The organism is Mycobacterium sp. DL592, from assembly GCF_011694515.1.
Lineage (GTDB): Bacteria > Actinomycetota > Actinomycetes > Mycobacteriales > Mycobacteriaceae > Mycobacterium.
The window spans coordinates 1,147,984-1,166,481 of record NZ_CP050192.1 but is presented as its reverse complement, the minus strand read 5'-3'; the positions used below and the strand labels follow the sequence as shown (position 1 = coordinate 1,166,481).

Genomic DNA, 18,498 nt, shown 5'->3' with positions numbered 1-18,498 from the left:
GTGCTCACAGACCGAGGTGGATCTGCACCCCGCGCGCACGAAGCTGACCGAAGCTGTAGCTGAACTCCCCGCGGTGGCCCACCGAGATGACGTAGCGGTCCTGGCCCTCGGTGATGGTGAAGCTGAACGAGAACGTGCACGTGGCGGTGTCGCCCTTACCCGCGCCGAGCGCCGTGGTGGCCAGGATCTCGCCCTTGCCGTTCTTCACGGTCACCGCGGTGCTGGGGCCGACGTCGGCGTATCCACCCGCCCCCGAACACGAACCCCCGTCAGTGCTGATCGCCTGTGTGCCCATGCTGTCGGTGAGCACGAAAACCCCTGGCACCGTTGCTGATTCCAGAACACGGAAGCCCTTGTTGAACTGGGGGCAGAACGCGTCGACCGCGATCTTGTCGGCCGGTAGCCCCTGCTGCGGGCCACCGTCGTCGAGCGCACGACACACCGCACGGCCATGGGCGATGGCATTGGCCTCGGAGCTGAACTCGTTGCTCAGGTCGGCGCTCTTGAGCGCCTCGAGATAGCCGACTTCCGGTGGCGGCGGCGATGTGTGGCGACCCGTCCACAACACCCACTCGACCGCGGCCACCATGACGATGATCGCGGTGGTCGCCCCGGTCGCCAGCCACGTAGAACGCACACTGGATCGGGCGGCAGGCAGTTCGACGTAGTCCGGCAGCATCGCACCGCCGACCGGATCCGTCGACTGGGCCCGGCCGTTGCGCACCCGGTTGGTCGGCCGGCCGGTGACGTAGTAGCGGCCCTCATGCCGCGCGGTCGGGTCCGGCCGCCAACCGGTCGGCGGTGTGGGCGCGTGCAGACCGCCGCAGCGCGCACACGTGCCACTGGCATCCAGGGGCGACTGGCAGTACGGACAGGCCGGCGGCCCACCCTCGGCGGAGCGGCGACGGCGCCAGCGGATCATCGTGTACCGCGCTGCCGCAACGGGCTAGATCCAGACGCCCTTGCCGACGGCGACGATGCCGCCGGAGCTGACCGCGAACCGCTCACGGTCCTTCTCCAGATCGACACCGACCATCTCGCCGGGGCCGACGACGACGTTCTTGTCCAGGATCGCCTTGCGAACCACCGCGCCGCGGCCCACCCGCACGCCCGGCATCAGCACGGAGCCTTCGACGATCGCGCCGTCGTCGATCACGACATTGCTCGACAACACCGAGTTACGCACCGAGGCCGCCGAGATGATGCTGCCCGCGCCGACGACCGACTCCTGCGCGGAGCCGCCGTTGACGAACTTCGCCGGTGCCAGGTTGTCCGACTCACCCCGGATCGGCCAGCGCTTGTTGTACAGGTTGAACACCGGATGCACCGACACCAGATCCATGTGGGCGTCGTAGAACGCGTCCAGCGTCCCGACGTCGCGCCAGTAGCCGTGGTCGCGTTCGGTGGCGCCGGGCACTTCGTTGTTCTTGAAGTCGTAGACCGCGGCCATCCCGTCGGACACCAGGCGCGGGATGATGTCGCCGCCCATGTCGTGATCGGAATGGTCGTCGTCGGCGTCGGCGCGGATGGCGTCGATGAGCACCTTGGTGGTGAAGATGTAGTTGCCCATCGAGACGAACGTCTGCTCCGGGTCATCCGGCGTGCCCGGCGGGTCGGCCGGTTTCTCGACGAACTCCTTGATGCGCCCGGACTCGTCGGCGTCGATGCAGCCGAACGCGTGCGCCTCGGCCCGCGGCACCCGGATGCCGGCAACCGTTGCGCCGGCACCGCTCTCGATGTGGAAGTGCAGCATCTGCTCGGGGTCCATCCGGTACACGTGGTCGGCACCGAACACCACGATGTAGTCGGGGTCCTCGTCGTAGATGAGGTTCATCGACTGATAGATCGCATCGGCCGAGCCGGTGTACCAGCGCGGGCCGAGCCGCTGCTGGGCGGGCACCGGGGTGATGTACTCGCCGGCCAGACCTGAGAGCCGCCAGTTCTGCGAGATGTGGCGGTCCAGCGAATGCGACTTGTACTGGGTGAGCACGCAGATACGCAGGTACCGGGCATTGACCAGATTGGAGAGCACGAAGTCGATGAGGCGGTAGGCACCGCCGAAGGGAACCGCAGGCTTGGCTCGGTCAGCGGTCAGCGGGTACAGACGTTTGCCCTCCCCGCCGGCAAGGACGATGCCCAGCACGTGTGGCAATTCCCTCATGATGCAAACCTAATGGCAGCTGCCGTAGACGGCTAGGCCATTGGCACTTTTGCGCGCCGGTGTCGCGCCGGTGTCGCGCGGAAAGACAGACTTCCGCTCAGCCTCAACCACGTTGACCACAAAGCTGCAATCGCGCGCCGGGCCTACTACGGTCGGTTCCATGCGGGTGGCGATGATGACTCGGGAGTACCCACCCGAGGTTTACGGCGGGGCCGGAGTGCACGTGACAGAGCTCGTCGCGCAGCTGCGGCGGCTCTGCGAAGTCGATGTGCACTGCATGGGAGCCCCTCGCGCAGGGGTTTTCGTACACCAGCCCGACCCCGCCCTGCGGGGCGCCAACGCCGCGCTGTCGACGCTGTCGGCGGATCTGGTGATGGCCAACGCCGCGGCGGAGGCGACGGTGGCGCATTCGCACACCTGGTACACCGGCATGGCCGGCCACATCGCCTCGCTGCTGTACGGCATTCCGCATGTGCTGACCGCACATTCGCTCGAACCGCTGCGGCCGTGGAAGGCCGAACAGCTCGGCGGCGGCTACCGGGTTTCACTCTGGGTGGAGCGAACCGCCGTCGAGGCCGCCGACGCGGTGATCGCGGTGAGTTCGGGAATGCGCGAGGACGTGCTGTCGGTGTACCCGGGCCTGGATCCCAACCGGGTGCACGTCGTCAAGAACGGCATCGACGCCGACGTCTGGTACCCGGCACCGCCCGAGAGCGGCGAGTCGGTGCTCGCCGAGCTCGGTGTCGACCCGTCGCGTCCGATGGTGGCGTTCGTCGGCCGCATCACCCGCCAGAAGGGTGTGCCGCACCTGATCGCCGCCGCGCACCGCTTCGACCCCGAGGTACAACTGGTGCTGTGCGCTGGCGCCCCCGACACCCCGGAGATCGCCGCCGAGGTCAGCGCCGCGGTGCAGGAGCTGGCGGCACAGCGCAGCGGTGTGTTCTGGGTGCAGGAGTTCCTGCCGATCGGCAAGATCCGCGAAATACTTTCGGCGGCCACGGCTTTCGTGTGTCCATCGGTGTACGAGCCGTTGGGGATCGTCAACCTCGAGGCGATGGCGTGCGGCACGGCGGTGGTGGCCTCCGATGTCGGGGGCATTCCGGAGGTGGTCGATGACGGGGTGACGGGCACGCTGGTGCACTACGACGCAGCCGACCCGGCGGGCTTCGAAGTCCGCATCGCCGAGGCCGTCAACTCCCTCGTCGGGGATCCGCAGCGGGCGAAGCGCTACGGGCAGGCGGGCCGACAGCGCTGCATCGACGAATTCTCCTGGGCCCATATCGCCGAGCAGACGCTGGAGATCTACCGCAAGGTCTCGGCGTAGGCAGCACAAAACCCCGCGACATCACGCGGGGTTTCGTGGACTGATCAGTTAGCTGGTGACGCCTTTGAGTTCGTCACCGAGCGCGGCGGCTTCCTCCGGCGTCAGCTCGACAACGAGCCGGCCACCGCCCTCCAGTGGTACCCGCATCACGATGCCGCGCCCCTCCTTGGTTGCTTCCAGCGGACCGTCACCGGTCCGGGGCTTCATCGCCGCCATCGAGTACTCCCTCCAGATTCGAGCCGGCCCGCGAACACGGACCCGGATCGGTGCCAGACCGCCTGGCTGGTGCGTCCCGGCACTGAACTGCCTGTTTTCAGATTCCATTGTTCCTTATTCGGGCGCATGCGTGTGGAAGACCCGTGGCAGCAAGTGCGATCAGGGCCGATTCGGCACTCCCGACGGGGGCACCCAGCACGCCTGGACGTGGTCGTCGACCATGCCTGTGGCCTGCATCAACGCGTACGCCGTGGTCGGTCCGACGAACCGGAAACCGCGCTTCTTGAGGTCCTTGGCCATGGCCTGGGACTCCGGGCTCAGCGAGGGCACGTCGGCCAGTGTCGCGGGCCGGGGCCGCGCCGGCGGGGCGTAGGACCACAGCAGATCAGACAGGTCGACGTCGCGGTCGGCGGCCACCCGGGCGTTCGTGATGGTGGCCTCGATCTTGGCGCGGTTGCGCACGATGCCGACGTCGGCCATTAGCCGGGTGACGTCGCGGTCGGTGTAGCGGGCCACGGTCTCGATGTCGAAGCCGTCGAAGGCCGTCCGGAAGTTGTCCCGCTTGCGCAGGATGATCAGCCACGACAGCCCGCTCTGGAAGGCCTCCAGGCTCATCCGTTCGAACAGCGCGACACGGCCGCGCAGCTGCCGTCCCCACTCCTGGTCGTGGTAGTCGCGGTAGAGCAGGGTTTGCCCGCCCGCCCAGCCGCAGCGGATACGCCCGTCGTCGTCGGGCTCGCTCACACCGATTCCTCGTCGGCGGCGTGATGGGTCACCGCGGGTTCGTCGAGGCCGGCGACGGCGCGCACCGCGGCCAGCTCGGCACGCAACTGGTCGAGTTCGGCGCCGAGCCGATCGAGCACCCAGTCCACCTCGCTGGTCTTGTAGCCGCGCAGCACCTGGGTGAACTTGACGGCCTCGACGTCGGCGGCGGTGACCCCGGAGGCCGGCAGCACGCTCGCGGTGGTGGCCCGCGGCAGCGGCGGCAGCTCCTCCCCGCGTCCGAACACCAGGCTGGCCACCCCGAACAGGACGGTGCCGATCAGGATCAGCACCACCAGGTACAGCAGGATCAACGTCACGACACGAGGTTACTTCGTGCCGAGATCGACGTTATGCACGCTTTCACTCGAACTTTCGCGCCCGTTTGTCGGTTTCGGCGGTAGGGCGCCGTCAGCGCAGGGTGTTCATCGGCGGGCGGTCGGCCAGCGAGACCGACGTGGTGCGCGGCAGGTACTCGTCGCCCTCCGGTAGGAACTGGGTGAGCCCGACACCGGAGTCGGCGATCCCGCAGCGCGACAGCAGGGTCGCGATGACCTGGCGGCTCATCGCCCCCAGATCGGTCAGCGGCCGGTTGCGGTGCGCCCGCACACCGAGGTTGACCTGGGCTATCGCGTCCAGCCCCAGCTTGTCGTAGGTGTCGATCAGAATGCCGATCTCCACGCCGTAGCCCGGGGCGAACGGCACCGAGGTGAGCAGTTCACGGGTTCCGGCGTATTCGCCGCCCAGCGGCTGCAGCACACAACCCAGTTCGGGGCGCAGCGCCGCCAGCAGCGGGCGGGCGACCAGTTCGGTGACGCGGCCGCCGCCGTTGGGGTCCTCGCCCTTGCCGACCGTCAACGGCCGCCGGTAGAAGCCCTTGACCAGGTGGATGCCGTCGCCGGTGAGGATCGGGCCGACCAGCCGCGGCACGAACATCGGGTCGGGGTCGATGAGGTCGGAGTCGACGAACACGATGATGTCGCCGGTGGTGGCGGCCAGCGACCGCCACAACACCTCGCCTTTGCCGGGCTGCGTCTCGATCTCCGGCAGTGCCTGCTCGCGGCTGACCACGCGGGCCCCGGCCGCGACGGCCACGATCTCGGTGTCGTCGGTGGACCCGGAGTCCAGCACGATCAGTTCGTCGACGAGGCTGCCGAGCATCGGGCTGATGGTCTCGATGACGGACCCGACGGTCTCCTGCTCGTTGAGCGCGGGCAGCACCACCGAGATGGTGCGGCCGCGCTTGGCGGCCACCAGATCCTCGATCGTCCAGGTGGGATGCGACCAGGTGTGGTCGGAAAGCCAGGTGTCACCGGGGAGGGTGTCTTTGGCCGCGAGTTCGGTCATGCCAGTCCCCTCACCGTTCGCGTCGGCGGACGATCCCCCCGGATCGACGCGACCATCTCCAGCACGCGCCGGGTGGGCCCCACCTCGTGCACCCGGAACATCCGGGCGCCGTCGGCGGCGGCCAGGGCCGTTGCCGCCAGGGTCCCCTCCAGCCGTTCGGTCAGCTCCACACCTAGAGTCTCCCCGACGAAATCCTTGTTGCTCAGTGCCATCAAGACGGGCCATCCGGTCTTAACGAGATCGTTCACATGGCGCAACAAAGTAAGGCCGTGATAAGTGTTCTTGCCGAAATCGTGGGTCGGGTCGATCAGGATCGCGTCGCGGGCCACCCCGATGGCCACCGCCCGTTCAGCGGCGGCGGTCACCTCGGCGATGACGTCGTCGACGACACCGGTCACGGTGGTGCCGTAGTTCACCCGGAACGGCCTGGTTCGCGGCACCGCGCCGCCGGTGTGCGAGCACACCAGCCCGGCCCCGAATTCGGCGGCGACCTCGGGTAATGCCGGGTCGGCGCCGGCCCAGGTGTCGTTGATCAGGTCGGCTCCGGCGGCGCAGGCCTGTTTGGCCACCGAGGCCCGCCAAGTGTCCACGCTGATCAGCTGATCAGGGAATTCGGCGCGCAGCCACTCGATGAACGGGACGACGCGGGCGACTTCCTCGTCGGCGTCGACGACCGTTCCCGGTCCGGCCTTGACCCCGCCGACATCGACGACGTCGGCTCCCTCGGAGATGACGCGGTAGGCGGCCGCCTTGGCGGCCTCGTCGGTGAACGTCGCGCCGCGGTCGTAGAACGAGTCGGGGGTGCGGTTGACGATCGCCATGATCAAGGCGCGATCGCCGGCCACCGGCCGTCCGCAGAACGTCGACTTCACTCCACCATGGTGCCTGGTCACGCCGAGATCGACGAAATGGTGTGATCCAGTCGAGGGCTCAGCCCTTGGGGCGTTTGCCGGCCGCGACGTCCCCGGGGTACTCGTCGTAGAACGGCACATAGCCCTCGTCACGGCCGTTGAGCACGTACAGCGGGTCCTCGACCTCGGAGCCGTAGGCCTGTTTGCGCAGGTCGACTTTGCGGCTCTTGAAGGTCGAGGTGGTCTCGAGCGACTCGACCACCCGCACGAACAGCGGCGCCGCGTAGCCCGGCAGGTTGCTGTACACCGTCTCGGCCAGCGCCTTGCCGTCGAACTCCACGCCGTCGCGCAGCTTGACCGCGGCCATTCCGGCGCGCCCGCCGGTGTCGGGCACCTCGACGCCGAACACGGTGGACTCCTCGATGTTCTTGTCCGCCCCCAGCGCGGCCTCGACCTGGGTGGTGGCGACGTTCTCACCCTTCCAGCGGAACGTGTCGCCGAGCCGGTCGGAGAACGCGGCGTGGCCCATCCCCTGCGGGCTCATCACGTCGCCGGTGTTGAACCAGACGTCGCCCTCCTTGAAGACATTGCGCACCAGTTTCTTCTCGCTGGCCGCCTTGTCGGTGTAGCCGTCGAACGGCGAGAGCTTGCTGACCGGGCTCAGCAGCAGCCCAGGTGTGCCCGACGGCACCCTGCGCACCCGGCCGTTCTCGTCGCGCACCGGCTCACCGGTCTCCGGGTCGTATTCGACGTAGGCCAGCGGCAGCGGGCTGATGCCGGTCGTCTTCGGGATGTTGAAAATGTTGATGAAGGCGGTGTTGCCCTCACTGGCGGCGTAGAACTCGGCTACCCGGTCGATGCCGAAGCGGTGGGTGAACTCCTCCCAGATCTCCGGGCGCAGCCCGTTGCCGGCGATCACCCGGATCTTGTGCGCGCGGTCGGTGTCCTTGGGCGGCTGGTTGAGCAGATACCGGCACACCTCGCCGATGTAGATGAAGGCGGTGGCCTCCATCTCGATGACGTCGTCCCAGAACTTCGACGCCGAGAACGACTTGCCAAGCGCCAGTGTGCCGCCCGCGTTGATCACCGACGACACCGCGACCGTCAGCGCGTTGTTGTGATAGAGCGGCAGCGGGCAGTACAGGGTGTCGTCGGCCTTGAGCCGAAGCCCCAGCCCGCCGAACGCCGCCAGCGCACGCAACCACCGGTGGTGGGTCATCACGCTGGCCTTGGGATGGCCGGTGGTGCCCGAGGTGAAGATGTAGAAGGCGGTGTCTTTGGCCTGGACCTCGGCGGCCGACGCGGGGTTGTCGGCCGGCTTGCCGTCGGCCTGCTGTGCCACGTCCTCGATGGTCATCAAGTTGGCTAATTGCGCGCCGCTGTCGGTGATCGCCTCGACGAGGTCGGATTCGGCGACGAGCACCTTCGCCTCGAGCAGACCGATGCTGTGCGCCAACACATCTGAGCGCTGGTGGTAATTCAGCATGCCGGCGACCGCGCCGCACTTGACCGCGGCCAGCATCATCAGCACCGCGTCGGGCGAGTTGCGCAACATGATGCCGACGACGTCGCCGCGGCGAACACCCTTGTCCGCCAACACCGCCGCGTAGCGGTTGGCGGTCTCGTTGGCCTGCCGGTAGCTGACCTTCTGCGCACCGAACCGGATGAACACCCGGTCGCCGTAGCGGGCGGCGCGATCCTGGAACACCTTGCCGATCGAGGCCTTCGACGTCGGCAACGCCAGCAGCCCGGTCAACGCACCCCGCACGATCACCGGGGCGTCCATCACCACCGCAGGCAACCGGGTCGCCAGATCGAGCAGACCGACCGAATGCCTCCGCGATCCTGAGTCCTCACCAGGCACCAGCGTCACCTCTCATCGATGGGGTGGGAAAAGCCAGCCTATCCCCGGCCAGGACGACCCCCGGCCGAGCAGAGTGCCAGCGCGGCTTCGACGTCGTCGGCCACCAGGAGCCGGTCGAGTGCCGCCGATGCGACGTAGCCGGTGTCGACCAGCGACGCCAGCCAGGTGCGCAGGCCCTCGTAGTGGCCGCCGGGGTCGAGCAACACCACCGGCTTGTCATGCATCCCCAGATACCCAGCCGTCCACGTTTCGAAAAGCTCTTCCAGCGTGCCGATTCCACCGGGCAGTGCGATGAAGGCGTCGCTGCGGTCCTCCATCACCTGCTTGCGCTGGCGCATGGTGTCTGTGACGACCAATTCGTCGGCGTCGACGTCGGCCAGTTCCCGGTGCACCAGGGCCTTGGGGATGACGCCGACGGTGCGGCCGCCGCGCGCACGCGCACCCTGGGCCACCGCGCCCATCGCCGAGACGTTGCCGCCGCCGGAGACCAGGGTCCAGCCGCGGGCCGCGATCCCCTCACCCACCCGCCGGGCCAAGTCGAGCAGTTCGGGATGGCGCGGGCCAGATGCGCAGTACACGCACACCGCCCAGTCGTCGCGGGTTTCGGGTTGGGGCGTCACCTGAGCAACCTAGCGCAGAGCGGCTCGCGCCGATGAGCGCTGGCGCGCGGAGCATTTCGCTTTGCCTGGGGCGGCCGAGTCATACACTGCGGCGGTGTCACTGTCGCTGGAAGCCACGCTCGCCAAAGCGCAGGAGCTGGCGTGGCAGGGCCTCGGACGGGAGGCCGCCGATGTGCTCGCCGGCGTCGACCCCGCCACCCTCACCGAGTCCGAACTGATGGCGTGGGCGCTGCCGCGGGCGGCCAACCAGTTCTGGATGCTCGACGAGCCTGAACGCGCGACGGCATTCCTGCGCACCCTGCGCGGCCGGGTGTCCTCCGGCCCGTCGGTCGCGACGGTCGACGCACTACTAGGCACGTTCGCGATGAACGCGGGCAGTCCCGGACGGGCGATGGAACTGGCGCGTGCGGTGCTCGCATCCGACGAGGCCGACGACCAGGCCATCGGGTGGGCGGCCGCGGCGGCCGCGCTCTGCGCTGCCCGCACGGGCTCCTTCGCCGACATCGACGAGCTCGCCGAGCGGGCCATCGCTGCCGGGCATCCGGGGCTGCTGCGGTTCACCTCCGCCTACGGCCAGACGACGGCGCTGGTGCTCTCCGGTGAGCTGGACCGGGCCCAAGCGCTGGCGCAGCAACTAGTAGACGCCGCAGAGCGCGGGCAGCCCGCACACGCGATCGGCACGCTGCTCGTCGCCGACGTGCTGATCGCCCGCGGTGATCCCGCGGCGGCCGCCGACCTGCTCGAGCAGTCGGCCGCCGCACTGGCCCCGACCGGCTACTCGTGGGGACCGCTGGCATGGATGCTGTTGGCCCGCGCCCTGGCGCAGGCGGGCCGCCTCGCCGATGCCGGCCGGATCCTCGCGCGTGCGGAGTCCAAGCACGGCCTGAAGTCGATGCTGTTCGCACCGGAGCTCGGCCTTGCGAAGGCGTGGACGGCGGCCGCCCGCCGCGACGGCGCGGAGGCGATCGCCGCAGCCCGCGACGCCGCCAAGACCGCGGAACGCGGCGGGCAATCAGCCGTCGCGCTGCGGGCACTGCTCGACGCGGTGTGCCTCGGTGACACCCGGGCAGCCGATGCACTCGAGCGGCTGAACCTTGACACCCTCGTCGGACGGCTGGCCGTCGGCTACGGCAGGGCGCTGCGCGCACGGGACGCCGACGGGCTGCGGGCGGCGTCGGCGGCTTTCGCCGGAATCGGGATGGCGGGCGTCGCCGCGGACGCCGCGCGGCAGGCTCAGGACCTCGAAGGTTAACCCGCCAGGTAACGCCGCAGCACCTCGGTGACCGCGGTGATCTGCGCGACGGCGACCCGTTCGTCGCGCCGGTGCGCCAGGTTCGGGTCACCGGGGCCGTAGTTGACCGCCGGGATTCCCAGGGCCGCGAACCGCGCGACGTCGGTCCACCCGTATTTCGCGCGCACCATCCCGTCGGCGGCCGCCACCAGCGCCGCGGCGGCCGGATGCTGCAGGCCGGGTAGCGCACCGGCGGCCACGTCGGTCTGCTCCAGAGTCACGTCGAGCCCGTCGAACACCTCCCGCACATGGGCCAGCGCGTCCTGCGGCGAGCGGTCGGGGGCGAAGCGGAAGTTGACCGTCACCGACGCCGCGTCCGGGATGACGTTGCCGGCCACTCCCCCGTCGATCCGCACCGCCGAGAGGCCTTCGCGGTAGGTGCAGCCGTCGATGTCGACGATGCGCGCCTGATAGCCGGCCAGCCGGTCCAGGACGGCACCGAGTTTGTGAATCGCGTTGTCGCCCAACCACGATCGCGCGGAATGCGCACGGGTTCCGGTGGCCGAGATGACCACCCGCAGGGTGCCCTGGCAGCCGGCTTCGATGTAACCGCCGGACGGCTCGCCGAGGATCGCGACGTCGGCGGCCAGCCAGTCGGGCAGCTCACGCTCGATGCGGCCCAGACCGTTGGCCGCGGATTCGATCTCCTCGCAGTCGTACATCACCAGCGTGATGTCGTGCGCCGGGTCGGCGATGGTGGCAGCCAGGTGCAGGAAGACGGCGTCACCGGACTTCATGTCGGAGGTGCCGCAGCCGAAGAGGTGATCACCGTCGAACCGCGAGGGCAGGTTGTCGGCGATCGGCACGGTGTCGAGGTGACCGGCCAGCAGCACCCGCGACGGGCGACCCAGGTTGGTGCGGGCCAGCACCGCGTCACCGTTGCGGACGATCTCGAACCCGGAAGTCTGGGCGCGCAGGGCGGCCTCGACCTCGTCGGCGATGCGGGCCTCGTCGCGCGACACACTGGGGATGTCGACGAGGGCGGCGGTCAGCGCGATCGGATCGGCACTCAGGTCTAGTAAAGGGTCCGGCACAACTTCCCAGGCTAGCGGGCCTGCGCCATCGACTACCCTCTAGCACCGTGACTTCTGCTGCAGGTTTTGGACTGGCCACCGTTACCGAGGACGGCACCGTTCTGGACACCTGGTTCCCGGACCCGGAACTGGGCGCCTACAGCCCGGCCGGCACCACCCGGCTCTCGGACGCCGATGCGCCCGACGAATTCGCCGACCTGACCGGGCCCGACGCCGCTCGCGGTGTCGAGGTGGTGGCGGTGCGCACCGTAATCGCCGACCTGGCTGACAAGCCGGCCGACACCTACGACGCGTATCTGCGGCTGCACCTGATCTCGCACCGGCTCGTCGAGCCGCACGGCTGCAACCTCGACGGCATCTTCGGCGCGCTGACCAACGTGGTGTGGACCAACTACGGCCCGTGTGCCATCGAGGGTTTCGAGCAGACCCGGCTGCGGCTGCGCCGCCGCGGAACGGTGACGGTCTACGGCGTCGACAAGTTCCCCCGGCTGGTCGACTATGTGGTGCCCACCGGGGTGCGCATCGCCGACGCCGACCGGGTGCGCCTGGGTGCGCACCTGGCCCCGGGAACCACCGTCATGCACGAGGGATTCGTGAACTTCAACGCCGGCACCTTAGGCGCCTCGATGGTGGAGGGCCGGATCTCGGCCGGTGTGGTGGTCGGCGACGGCTCCGACGTGGGCGGCGGCGCGTCGATCATGGGCACGCTGTCCGGCGGTGGCACCGAGGTGATCTCGGTGGGCAGGCGCTGCCTGCTGGGCGCGAACTCCGGTCTGGGCATCTCGCTGGGTGACGACTGCATCATCGAGGCGGGGCTGTACGTCACGGCGGGCACCAAGGTCACCACCCCGGACGGCACCGTGGTCAAGGCACGCGAGTTCTCGGGCGCCAATAACCTTCTGTTCCGCCGCAATTCGGTGACGGGCGCAGTCGAGGTGGTGGGGCGCGACGGCAAGGGCATCGCGCTCAATGAGGCGCTGCACGCCAATTAGGCGGAGGCGTTGCACGCCGATTGGGCACTCATCGATTCTGCGCTCAGATCGCAGTTCACCGCCCCGAACGCGATCTGTGCGCAGAATCGGCGAAGTCGGGCGCTATTGCGCTGACAGGATGCAGAATTCGTTGCCTTCGGGGTCGGCGAGCACCACCCAGCTCTGCTCCCCCTGGCCGATGTCGACGCGCCGCGCCCCGAGAGCGAGCACCCGGTCGACCTCGGCCTGCTGGTCGGTGGGCGTGAAGTCGAAATGAATCCGGTTCTTGACGACCTTGTCGTCGGGGACTTCGAGGAACAGCCAGTCCGGGCCTGCCCCCGCGGGGGCACGCAACGCCACATCACCGTCGTCGGTCGGCTCGGCCGGCCAACCCAGCACACCCGCCCACCAGGCCGACAAGCCGTCGATGTCGTGCGCGTCGATGCAGATCTCGCTGAGCCTCAACCCCATGTCATCAGCTCCTTCTTGACGACCTTGCCCATCGCGTTGCGCGGCAGTGCATCCACCAATCGAACCTCGCGTGGTCGCTTATGCGCCGAAAGCTGTTCGGCCACAAGGGAAATCAGGGCAGCCGGGTCGGCGTCACCGACCACGAACGCGACGATCCGCTGGCCGAGATCGGCATCGGGCAGGCCCACGACAGCGGCCTCGGACACCCCCGGATGGCCCAGCAGCACCGTTTCCACCTCGCCGGCGCCGATCCGGTAGCCACCCGACTTGATCAGGTCGACCGACTCACGGCCCACGATCCGGTGCATACCCGCCTCGTCGATCACCGCGGCGTCACCGGTGCGATACCAGCCGTCGGCATCGAAGGCCGCAGCGGTGGCGTCCGGCCGGTTGAGGTAGCCGTCGAACAGTGTCGGAGCCTGAACCACAAGGCTGCCAATGGTTTCCCCGTCGTGCGGCACCGGCGAGTCATCCTCGGCGCGTAGCCCGGTCTGCACCCCGGCCAGCGGCAGGCCCACCCAGCCCGGGCGGCGCTCGCCGTCGGCCCGGGTGGACATGGTGATCAGCGACTCGGTGCTGCCGTAGCGCTCGACGGGCGCGTGCCCGGTCAGTTCGGTGAGCCGGTCGAAGACCGGGACGGGCAGCGCCGCCGAACCCGACACCAGCAGCCGGGCGCCTGCCAGCGCGGCGGCGGCCGCCGGGTCGGCGACGACCCGCGACCACACCGTCGGTACGCCGAAGTACAGCGATCCGGCAGCGGCGGCGTAACTCTCCGGCGTCGGTTTTCCGGTGTGCACGAAGCGATTTCCCACCCGCAGCGATCCGAGCAGCCCCAGCACCAGGCCGTGGACGTGGAACAGCGGAAGCCCGTGCACCAGGGTGTCCTCCGGGGTCCACTGCCAGGCCTGCGCCAGCGCATCGATGTCGGCGGCGACGGCGGCGCGGCTGATCAACACGCCCTTGGGCAGCCCGGTGGTACCCGAGGTGTACATCACCATCGCCGTGCTGCGCGGCGAAGGTTCGGGGTAGCGGTGCCAGGACCGGGCATGCAACCGCACCGGCACATGTGGCAGGCCGCCGGTGTCGGCGGGGCACTCCCCCAGCCACGCCTGGGCGCCGGAATCGGTGAGCATGTGGGCCCGTTCGGCCGCGCCGACGTCGGCGGGCACCGGTACGAACGGCACGCCGGCGATCAGGCAGCCGGTGACGGCGAGCACCGTCGCCGCCGTGGGTGTCGCCAGGATCGCGATCCGCTGCGCACCACCGACCCGCTCGGCGACCGAGGTCGCTGCGCCGACCAGATCACTGCGCGACAACGTCGTACCGTCGATGCGCACCGCATCACCCAGATCAGCCCCGGCGGCCACCGCGGCCGGGTTCAGCGAGGCCAGAAGCACAGCAGGGAGGCTACCCCGATACTGTTCGGGTGAAGCCCATCACCGCGATCTCCTCCCGCGAGGTCTACCGCAACGCCTGGATGACGGTGCGTGAGGACGTCGTTCGCCGTCCGGACGGCTCGACCGGCATCTACGGCGTCGTCGACAAGCCGTCCTACGCCCTGATCATCGCCGTCGACGGTGACCGGATCGCGCTGGTGGAGCAGTTCCGCTATCCGCTCGGCGAGCGGCGCTGGGAGTTCCCGCAAGGCACCGCGCCGGAGCGCGCCGAAATGGAACCCACCGAACTGGCGGTCCGCGAACTGCGCGAGGAGACCGGGCTGAGCGCCGCATCGTTGGTCAAGCTGGGAACCCTCGACATCGCCGCCGGGATGAGCAGCCAACGCGGCTGGGTGTTCCTGGCCACCGAGCTCACCGAGGGCGATCCCGACCGTGAACACGAGGAGCAGGACATGCACTTCGCCTGGTTCACCAGGACCCGGGTCGAGGAGATGATCCGCAGCGGTGAGATCACCGACGCGCAGTCGATCGCCGCCTACGCGCTGCTGCTGCTCGCCGAGGGACGGTAACGATCCGGTCAGGGTTGCGTCACGATCGGACGTGACACCCCTTGGGGCGCCACGGGTTCGGTCCTAACTGACGCCTAGGCTACTTCTCCGGAGGACAAGACGTTAGAGGGGTTATGGGGACCGGCCAGCGCAGCATGGGTGTCACGCTCGTCACCCTGGCGACCGTCTGCTCGGCAGGTCTGGTGAGCCCGGCGTCCGCGCACGGCCAGCCACAGGCGTGGAGCGGTCGGTACCAGATGATCACCTACGCCTCGCAGAAAGCGGGCACCAGCCCGGCGACGCATCAGAAGGAGAACGACTTCGGCGCCACCTTCACCCTGTCGACAGCCTGTTCGGGCGGTGCCTGCGTGGCGACTGTCGTCGACGGCCCGGCGCCGGGGAACCCGACGATCCCGCAGCCGACGCGCTACACGTGGAACGGCTCGGAGTGGACCACCACATACGACTGGGCCTGGGACTGCTTCCTGGGTGACGGCTATCAGAAGCAGTGGAGCCCGGCGACATCGTGGGCGTTCTACGCGCCCCAGCCCGACGGCTCACTGCGCGGCACCTGGCACACCGACATCGCGTCTGGCCCGTGCCGCGGGAGTGTCGTGATGCCGGTCGTCGCGTTGCCGGCCTGACCGATGACGGGCACCCGTAACCACGCCGCCGACCTCTATCGGGTTCTGGCCCTGGTGATGGTCGTCATCGGGCACTGGATCGCTGCGGCCCTGACGTTCCGCGACGGTGCCTTCTATCGGGAGAACCCGCTGGTGGAGCTGCCGTGGACCCAGTGGCTGACCTGGCTGTTCCAGGTGGTTCCGGTGTTCTTCGTGGTGGCCGGCTATGCCAGCGCGGTGTCGTGGAGCAGACTTGGCGACGACGGCCAGTCGCGGCAGGCGTGGATCCGCCACCGGCTGACCCGGCCGCTGGGCCCCACCGCGGTCTACGTCGTCATCGTGCTGCTCATCGTGGCGGCGCTGGCCGCGGCCGGGGTGGCCGGCACTGAACTGGACTTCGGCGCCTGGGCGGTCGCCATGCACCTGTGGTTCCTCGGCATCTACGTGCTGGTGATCGCGTTGACACCCGTCGCAGTGGCCGCCCACCGGCGCTGGGGTCTGTGGGTGCCGCTCGGGCTCGTAATGGCCGTCGCCGTCGTCGACGCGGCGAGCATCGGCGCCCACGTCCCGTACGTGGCCTGGCTGAACTACCTGCTGCCGTGGGCGGCGCTCTACCAACTCGGCATCGCCTGGCAGGACGGGCTGGTGGGCCGCCGCGGCGCGCTGGTGGGAGCCGCGGTGTCGGCGGTCGCGCTGGTGCTGCTGGTGACCGTCGGGCCGTACCCGATCAGCATGATCGGGGTGCCAGGCCAGGCACTCAACAACACCTCGCCGCCGAATCTGGCGCTGCTGGCCCTGGGCCTCACCCAGAGCGGGTTGGCGCTGGCCGCCGCGCCCGCAGTGAACCGGGCACTGAATTCGGCTTGGGCGCAACGTATTCTGGCGGTGGCCAACGACAACGTGATGGCGCTGTACCTCTGGCACATGATCCCGGTGGTGGTCGTGGCACTCGTCGGCTATCCCACCGGACTGCTGCCCAGGCCGGAGCTGGGCACCGCCGCGTGGTGGTGGTTCCGGTTGGGCTGGGTGGCGATCCTGGCCGTCGTCGCACTTGTCGAGCTGGTCTTGCTGTGGCGGGGGCGGGCATTCTTCGCGGCCCCACTGCCGTCGGTGACGGTTCCGATACCCGCGCCGCTGGGCGCGGCGCTGATGGCGGCAGGCACACTGGCGATCGCCGCGGCGCTGACGAAGATCTCAATCGGCGGCTTCGCCCCCGACGGCCGCGTTCCGGTCGGGACGGCCGCATGGTTCGCCGCCGGCCTGGTGCTGGTGGCGCTGACGCCGTCGGTCAGCGATACGCCTCGACGCCGAGCTTGATCGCCAGGATCACCCCGGCGACGCCGATCAGGATCCGCAGCGGTGTGGCCGGGGCGTGGCGCACCACGATCGGGCCCAGCCGCGAACCGACCAGGCCGCCCGCGCCCAGCGCGATCATCGCCGGCCAGTTCACCGGCGCCAGGAACACGAAGAGCACCGCGGCCACCGTATTGGCCAGCCCCAGAAGAACGTTTTTGGCCGCGTTGGCGTGAGCCAGGCTGTCCGCGCCGGCATTGAGCAGCAACGCCAGGAACATCACTCCTGCCGCGGCGCCGAAGTACCCGCCGTAGACGGCGATTCCGACGATCGCGGCCATCTCCGCGATCACCACTGAGCGCCGCCGCGCGCCGCTGCGGTGGCCGGGTCCCCGGGGGATCACGATCGCCGCCGACGCCACCGCGAGCAGGATCGGCACCAGCTTCTCGAACGCCTCCGGCGGGGTGGTCAGCAGCAGCACCGCGCCGATGCCGCCGCCGAGCGCGGCCAGCGGGGCGCTGCGCGCCAGCCAGCGGCCCTGCCCGGCCAGCTCCGGCCGGGATCCCCACGCGGATCCGACCCCGTTGAACACCAGGGCGACGGTGTTGGTCACGTTGGCCGCCACCGGCGGCAGGCCGACGGCAAGGAGCGCCGGATAGGTGGCCACCGACGCGAAGCCGGCGATACTGCCCGCCAAACCGCCCAGCACACCGGCGATCACCAGGGTGACAACGTCCAGTGCGCTCAGGGTGCCTTCTCTAGCTAGCTTCTGTGGGCCAATGCTCGTAGGAAGAACATCAGGTTTGCCGGTCGTTCGGCAAGTCGGCGCACGAAATAGCCGTACCACTGCGTGCCGAACGGGACGTACACCCGCATATGATCGCCGCCGTCAGCGAGCCTGCGCTGTTCGCCGTCGCGGATGCCGTAGAGCATCTGGTATTCGAATCCGTCTGTGTCACGGCCGAATTCGTGTGCCAGCGCAGGGACTGCCGCGATGATCGCCGGGTCATGGGAGGCCACCATCGGGTATCCGGTGCCGGCCATCAACGTCCGCAGGCAGCGCAGGTAGGACTCGGTGACCTCGCCTGCGTCGCGGTAGGCCACCGACGCCGGCTCGTCGTAGGCGCCCTTGCACAGCCGGATGCGGGCGCCGGAGGCCGCGAACTCTGCGCAGTCGGCTTCGGTGCGGCGCAGGTAAGCCTGCAGAACCGTGCCCAGCCAGGGAAAGTCGGTGCGGAGTTCCCGCACGATCGACAGTGTCGAGTCGGTGGTGGTGTGGTCTTCGGCGTCCACGGTGACCCAGGCGCCGACCTGTTGGGCCCGCGTGCAGATCGTATGGGCGTTCTCGTGCGCGATCTTGTCGCCGTCCTTGGGCAGCGCCTGGCCCAGTGCGGACAGTTTCAGCGACACCTCCAGGGCGCGCACCGGGCCGGCACTGTCGAACCGGGCGCCGAGGGCGTCGAGCAGGCTCAGGTAGGCCGTGACGGTGGCCTCGGCCGCCTCGGCGTCGGTGACGTCCTCGCCGAGGTAGTCGATGCTGACCAGCCGGCCGGTGTCGCGCAGCACGGTGACGGCGGACAGCGCGTCCTCGACCGTCTCACCGGGGACGAACCGCCGCACGACGTCGCGGGCGATGGGCATGCGTTCGGCGGTGTGGCGCAACCGGTCTGAGCGGCCGGCAGCGAGGATGGCGGGCCGGGCGGCCTTGGTGAAGACGGCACTCAT

Annotated in this window: 19 protein-coding genes and 1 pseudogene; 6 read left to right on the top strand and 14 right to left on the bottom strand. The window is 69.3% G+C overall.

The genetic code is table 11. The features are described from left to right. Window positions 1-4: 4 nt before the first annotated feature. Window positions 5-922: a DUF732 domain-containing protein gene (locus HBE64_RS05720; RefSeq protein ID WP_167098908.1), complete on the bottom strand. Its 918-nt coding sequence runs from the start codon at window positions 920-922 to the stop codon at window positions 5-7. A gap of 24 nt (window positions 923-946) precedes the next feature. Beyond that, on the bottom strand, window positions 947-2,161 hold the full coding sequence (gene glgC, locus HBE64_RS05715; protein WP_167098904.1) for a glucose-1-phosphate adenylyltransferase: 1,215 nt from the start codon (window positions 2,159-2,161) through the stop codon (window positions 947-949). A 160-nt stretch (window positions 2,162-2,321) separates the two neighbouring features. Here glgC and glgA point away from each other — a divergent pair, with 160 nt between their 5' ends. Next, window positions 2,322-3,485: a glycogen synthase gene (gene glgA / locus HBE64_RS05710; protein ID WP_167098901.1), complete on the top strand. Its 1,164-nt coding sequence runs from the start codon at window positions 2,322-2,324 to the stop codon at window positions 3,483-3,485. A 48-nt stretch (window positions 3,486-3,533) separates the two neighbouring features. On the opposite strand, the gene HBE64_RS05705 is transcribed toward glgA, so the two are convergent. The 7 genes from HBE64_RS05705 to HBE64_RS05675 all read right to left on the bottom strand — a co-directional run bounded on the left by HBE64_RS05705 (window position 3,534) and on the right by HBE64_RS05675 (window position 9,145). Continuing rightward, window positions 3,534-3,701 (bottom strand): DUF3117 domain-containing protein, encoded by a 168-nt coding sequence (locus tag HBE64_RS05705; protein ID WP_003931055.1) that lies wholly within the window; start codon window positions 3,699-3,701, stop codon window positions 3,534-3,536. Window positions 3,702-3,860: 159 nt separating this feature from the next. Next, entirely contained in the window at window positions 3,861-4,445 is a 585-nt protein-coding gene (locus HBE64_RS05700) for a DNA-3-methyladenine glycosylase I (RefSeq protein ID WP_167098897.1), read from the bottom strand. Then, complete coding sequence (locus HBE64_RS05695) at window positions 4,442-4,783, bottom strand: DivIVA domain-containing protein (RefSeq protein ID WP_167098894.1); 342 nt, start codon at window positions 4,781-4,783, stop codon at window positions 4,442-4,444. Before HBE64_RS05695 ends, HBE64_RS05700 begins: the two co-directional genes overlap by 4 nt. Window positions 4,784-4,874: 91 nt before the next feature. After that, window positions 4,875-5,810 carry a glucosyl-3-phosphoglycerate synthase gene (locus tag HBE64_RS05690; protein WP_167098890.1) on the bottom strand — a complete coding sequence of 312 codons (936 nt, stop codon included), beginning with the start codon at window positions 5,808-5,810 and terminating at the stop codon, window positions 4,875-4,877. Next, on the bottom strand, window positions 5,807-6,631 hold the full coding sequence (folP, locus tag HBE64_RS05685; protein ID WP_243841612.1) for a dihydropteroate synthase: 825 nt from the start codon (window positions 6,629-6,631) through the stop codon (window positions 5,807-5,809). Before folP ends, HBE64_RS05690 begins: the two co-directional genes overlap by 4 nt. Before the next feature lie 109 nt (window positions 6,632-6,740). Next, entirely contained in the window at window positions 6,741-8,525 is a 1,785-nt protein-coding gene (gene fadD6, locus HBE64_RS05680; RefSeq protein WP_167098887.1) for a long-chain-acyl-CoA synthetase FadD6, read from the bottom strand. A gap of 38 nt (window positions 8,526-8,563) precedes the next feature. Further along, entirely contained in the window at window positions 8,564-9,145 is a 582-nt protein-coding gene (locus tag HBE64_RS05675) for a TIGR00730 family Rossman fold protein (RefSeq protein WP_167098884.1), read from the bottom strand. Window positions 9,146-9,236: 91 nt separating this feature from the next. On the opposite strand from HBE64_RS05675, the pseudogene HBE64_RS05670 reads away from it, so the two are divergent. After that, window positions 9,237-10,397, top strand: a pseudogene (locus tag HBE64_RS05670) (tetratricopeptide repeat protein); the annotation flags it as partial. Here the strand turns inward: HBE64_RS05670 and dapE are convergent. Further along, a complete protein-coding gene (gene dapE, locus HBE64_RS05665; protein ID WP_167098881.1) occupies window positions 10,394-11,470 on the bottom strand; it encodes a succinyl-diaminopimelate desuccinylase in 1,077 nt (358 codons plus the stop codon). The pseudogene HBE64_RS05670 and the gene dapE overlap by 4 nt on opposite strands. 20 nt (window positions 11,471-11,490) lie before the next feature. Between dapE and dapD the strand changes: the two genes are divergently transcribed. Further along, window positions 11,491-12,462, top strand: coding sequence for a 2,3,4,5-tetrahydropyridine-2,6-dicarboxylate N-succinyltransferase (gene dapD / locus HBE64_RS05660; protein ID WP_243841611.1), 972 nt, complete (start codon window positions 11,491-11,493; stop codon window positions 12,460-12,462). A gap of 102 nt (window positions 12,463-12,564) precedes the next feature. On the opposite strand, the gene HBE64_RS05655 is transcribed toward dapD, so the two are convergent. Both HBE64_RS05655 and HBE64_RS05650 read right to left on the bottom strand, forming a co-directional pair. Further along, window positions 12,565-12,912 carry a VOC family protein gene (locus HBE64_RS05655; protein ID WP_167098875.1) on the bottom strand — a complete coding sequence of 116 codons (348 nt, stop codon included), beginning with the start codon at window positions 12,910-12,912 and terminating at the stop codon, window positions 12,565-12,567. Continuing rightward, window positions 12,903-14,309, bottom strand: coding sequence for an acyl-CoA synthetase (locus tag HBE64_RS05650; RefSeq protein ID WP_167098872.1), 1,407 nt, complete (start codon window positions 14,307-14,309; stop codon window positions 12,903-12,905). The genes HBE64_RS05655 and HBE64_RS05650 overlap by 10 nt, the downstream gene beginning before the upstream one ends. An 80-nt stretch (window positions 14,310-14,389) precedes the next feature. Here HBE64_RS05650 and HBE64_RS05645 point away from each other — a divergent pair, with 80 nt between their 5' ends. The 3 genes from HBE64_RS05645 to HBE64_RS05635 all read left to right on the top strand — a co-directional run bounded on the left by HBE64_RS05645 (window position 14,390) and on the right by HBE64_RS05635 (window position 16,797). Further along, window positions 14,390-14,878, top strand: coding sequence for an NUDIX hydrolase (locus HBE64_RS05645; RefSeq protein ID WP_167108745.1), 489 nt, complete (start codon window positions 14,390-14,392; stop codon window positions 14,876-14,878). A gap of 134 nt (window positions 14,879-15,012) precedes the next feature. Continuing rightward, window positions 15,013-15,501: a hypothetical protein gene (locus HBE64_RS05640; protein ID WP_167098869.1), complete on the top strand. Its 489-nt coding sequence runs from the start codon at window positions 15,013-15,015 to the stop codon at window positions 15,499-15,501. Between the two features lie 3 nt (window positions 15,502-15,504). Continuing rightward, window positions 15,505-16,797: an acyltransferase gene (locus HBE64_RS05635; RefSeq protein WP_167098866.1), complete on the top strand. Its 1,293-nt coding sequence runs from the start codon at window positions 15,505-15,507 to the stop codon at window positions 16,795-16,797. Here HBE64_RS05635 and HBE64_RS05630 read toward each other — a convergent pair. Both HBE64_RS05630 and HBE64_RS05625 read right to left on the bottom strand, forming a co-directional pair. Continuing rightward, the gene (locus tag HBE64_RS05630; protein ID WP_167108742.1) at window positions 16,769-17,521 is read right to left on the bottom strand and encodes a sulfite exporter TauE/SafE family protein; all 753 of its coding nucleotides are present in this window, start codon (window positions 17,519-17,521) and stop codon (window positions 16,769-16,771) included. The genes HBE64_RS05635 and HBE64_RS05630 overlap by 29 nt on opposite strands. Window positions 17,522-17,535: 14 nt before the next feature. Further along, on the bottom strand, window positions 17,536-18,498 hold the full coding sequence (locus tag HBE64_RS05625) for a proline dehydrogenase family protein (protein WP_167098863.1): 963 nt from the start codon (window positions 18,496-18,498) through the stop codon (window positions 17,536-17,538).

Excerpts from the sequence above, each read along its gene's own strand:
- HBE64_RS05720 (WP_167098908.1), bottom strand. The coding sequence starts at position 922 with ATGATCCGCTGGCGCCGTCGCCGCTCCGCCGAGGGTGGGCCGCCGGCC.
- HBE64_RS05645 (WP_167108745.1), top strand. The coding sequence starts at position 14,390 with ATGACGGTGCGTGAGGACGTCGTTCGCCGTCCGGACGGCTCGACCGGC.
- HBE64_RS05640 (WP_167098869.1), top strand. The coding sequence starts at position 15,013 with ATGGGTGTCACGCTCGTCACCCTGGCGACCGTCTGCTCGGCAGGTCTG.
- folP (WP_243841612.1), bottom strand. The coding sequence starts at position 6,631 with ATGGCGATCGTCAACCGCACCCCCGACTCGTTCTACGACCGCGGCGCG.
- HBE64_RS05655 (WP_167098875.1), bottom strand. The coding sequence starts at position 12,912 with ATGGGGTTGAGGCTCAGCGAGATCTGCATCGACGCGCACGACATCGAC.
- HBE64_RS05690 (WP_167098890.1), bottom strand. The coding sequence starts at position 5,810 with ATGACCGAACTCGCGGCCAAAGACACCCTCCCCGGTGACACCTGGCTT.
- HBE64_RS05705 (WP_003931055.1), bottom strand. The coding sequence starts at position 3,701 with ATGGCGGCGATGAAGCCCCGGACCGGTGACGGTCCGCTGGAAGCAACC.
- HBE64_RS05635 (WP_167098866.1), top strand. The coding sequence starts at position 15,505 with ATGACGGGCACCCGTAACCACGCCGCCGACCTCTATCGGGTTCTGGCC.
- glgC (WP_167098904.1), bottom strand. The coding sequence starts at position 2,161 with ATGAGGGAATTGCCACACGTGCTGGGCATCGTCCTTGCCGGCGGGGAG.
- HBE64_RS05625 (WP_167098863.1), bottom strand. The coding sequence starts at position 18,498 with ATGAGTGCCGTCTTCACCAAGGCCGCCCGGCCCGCCATCCTCGCTGCC.
- glgA (WP_167098901.1), top strand. The coding sequence starts at position 2,322 with ATGCGGGTGGCGATGATGACTCGGGAGTACCCACCCGAGGTTTACGGC.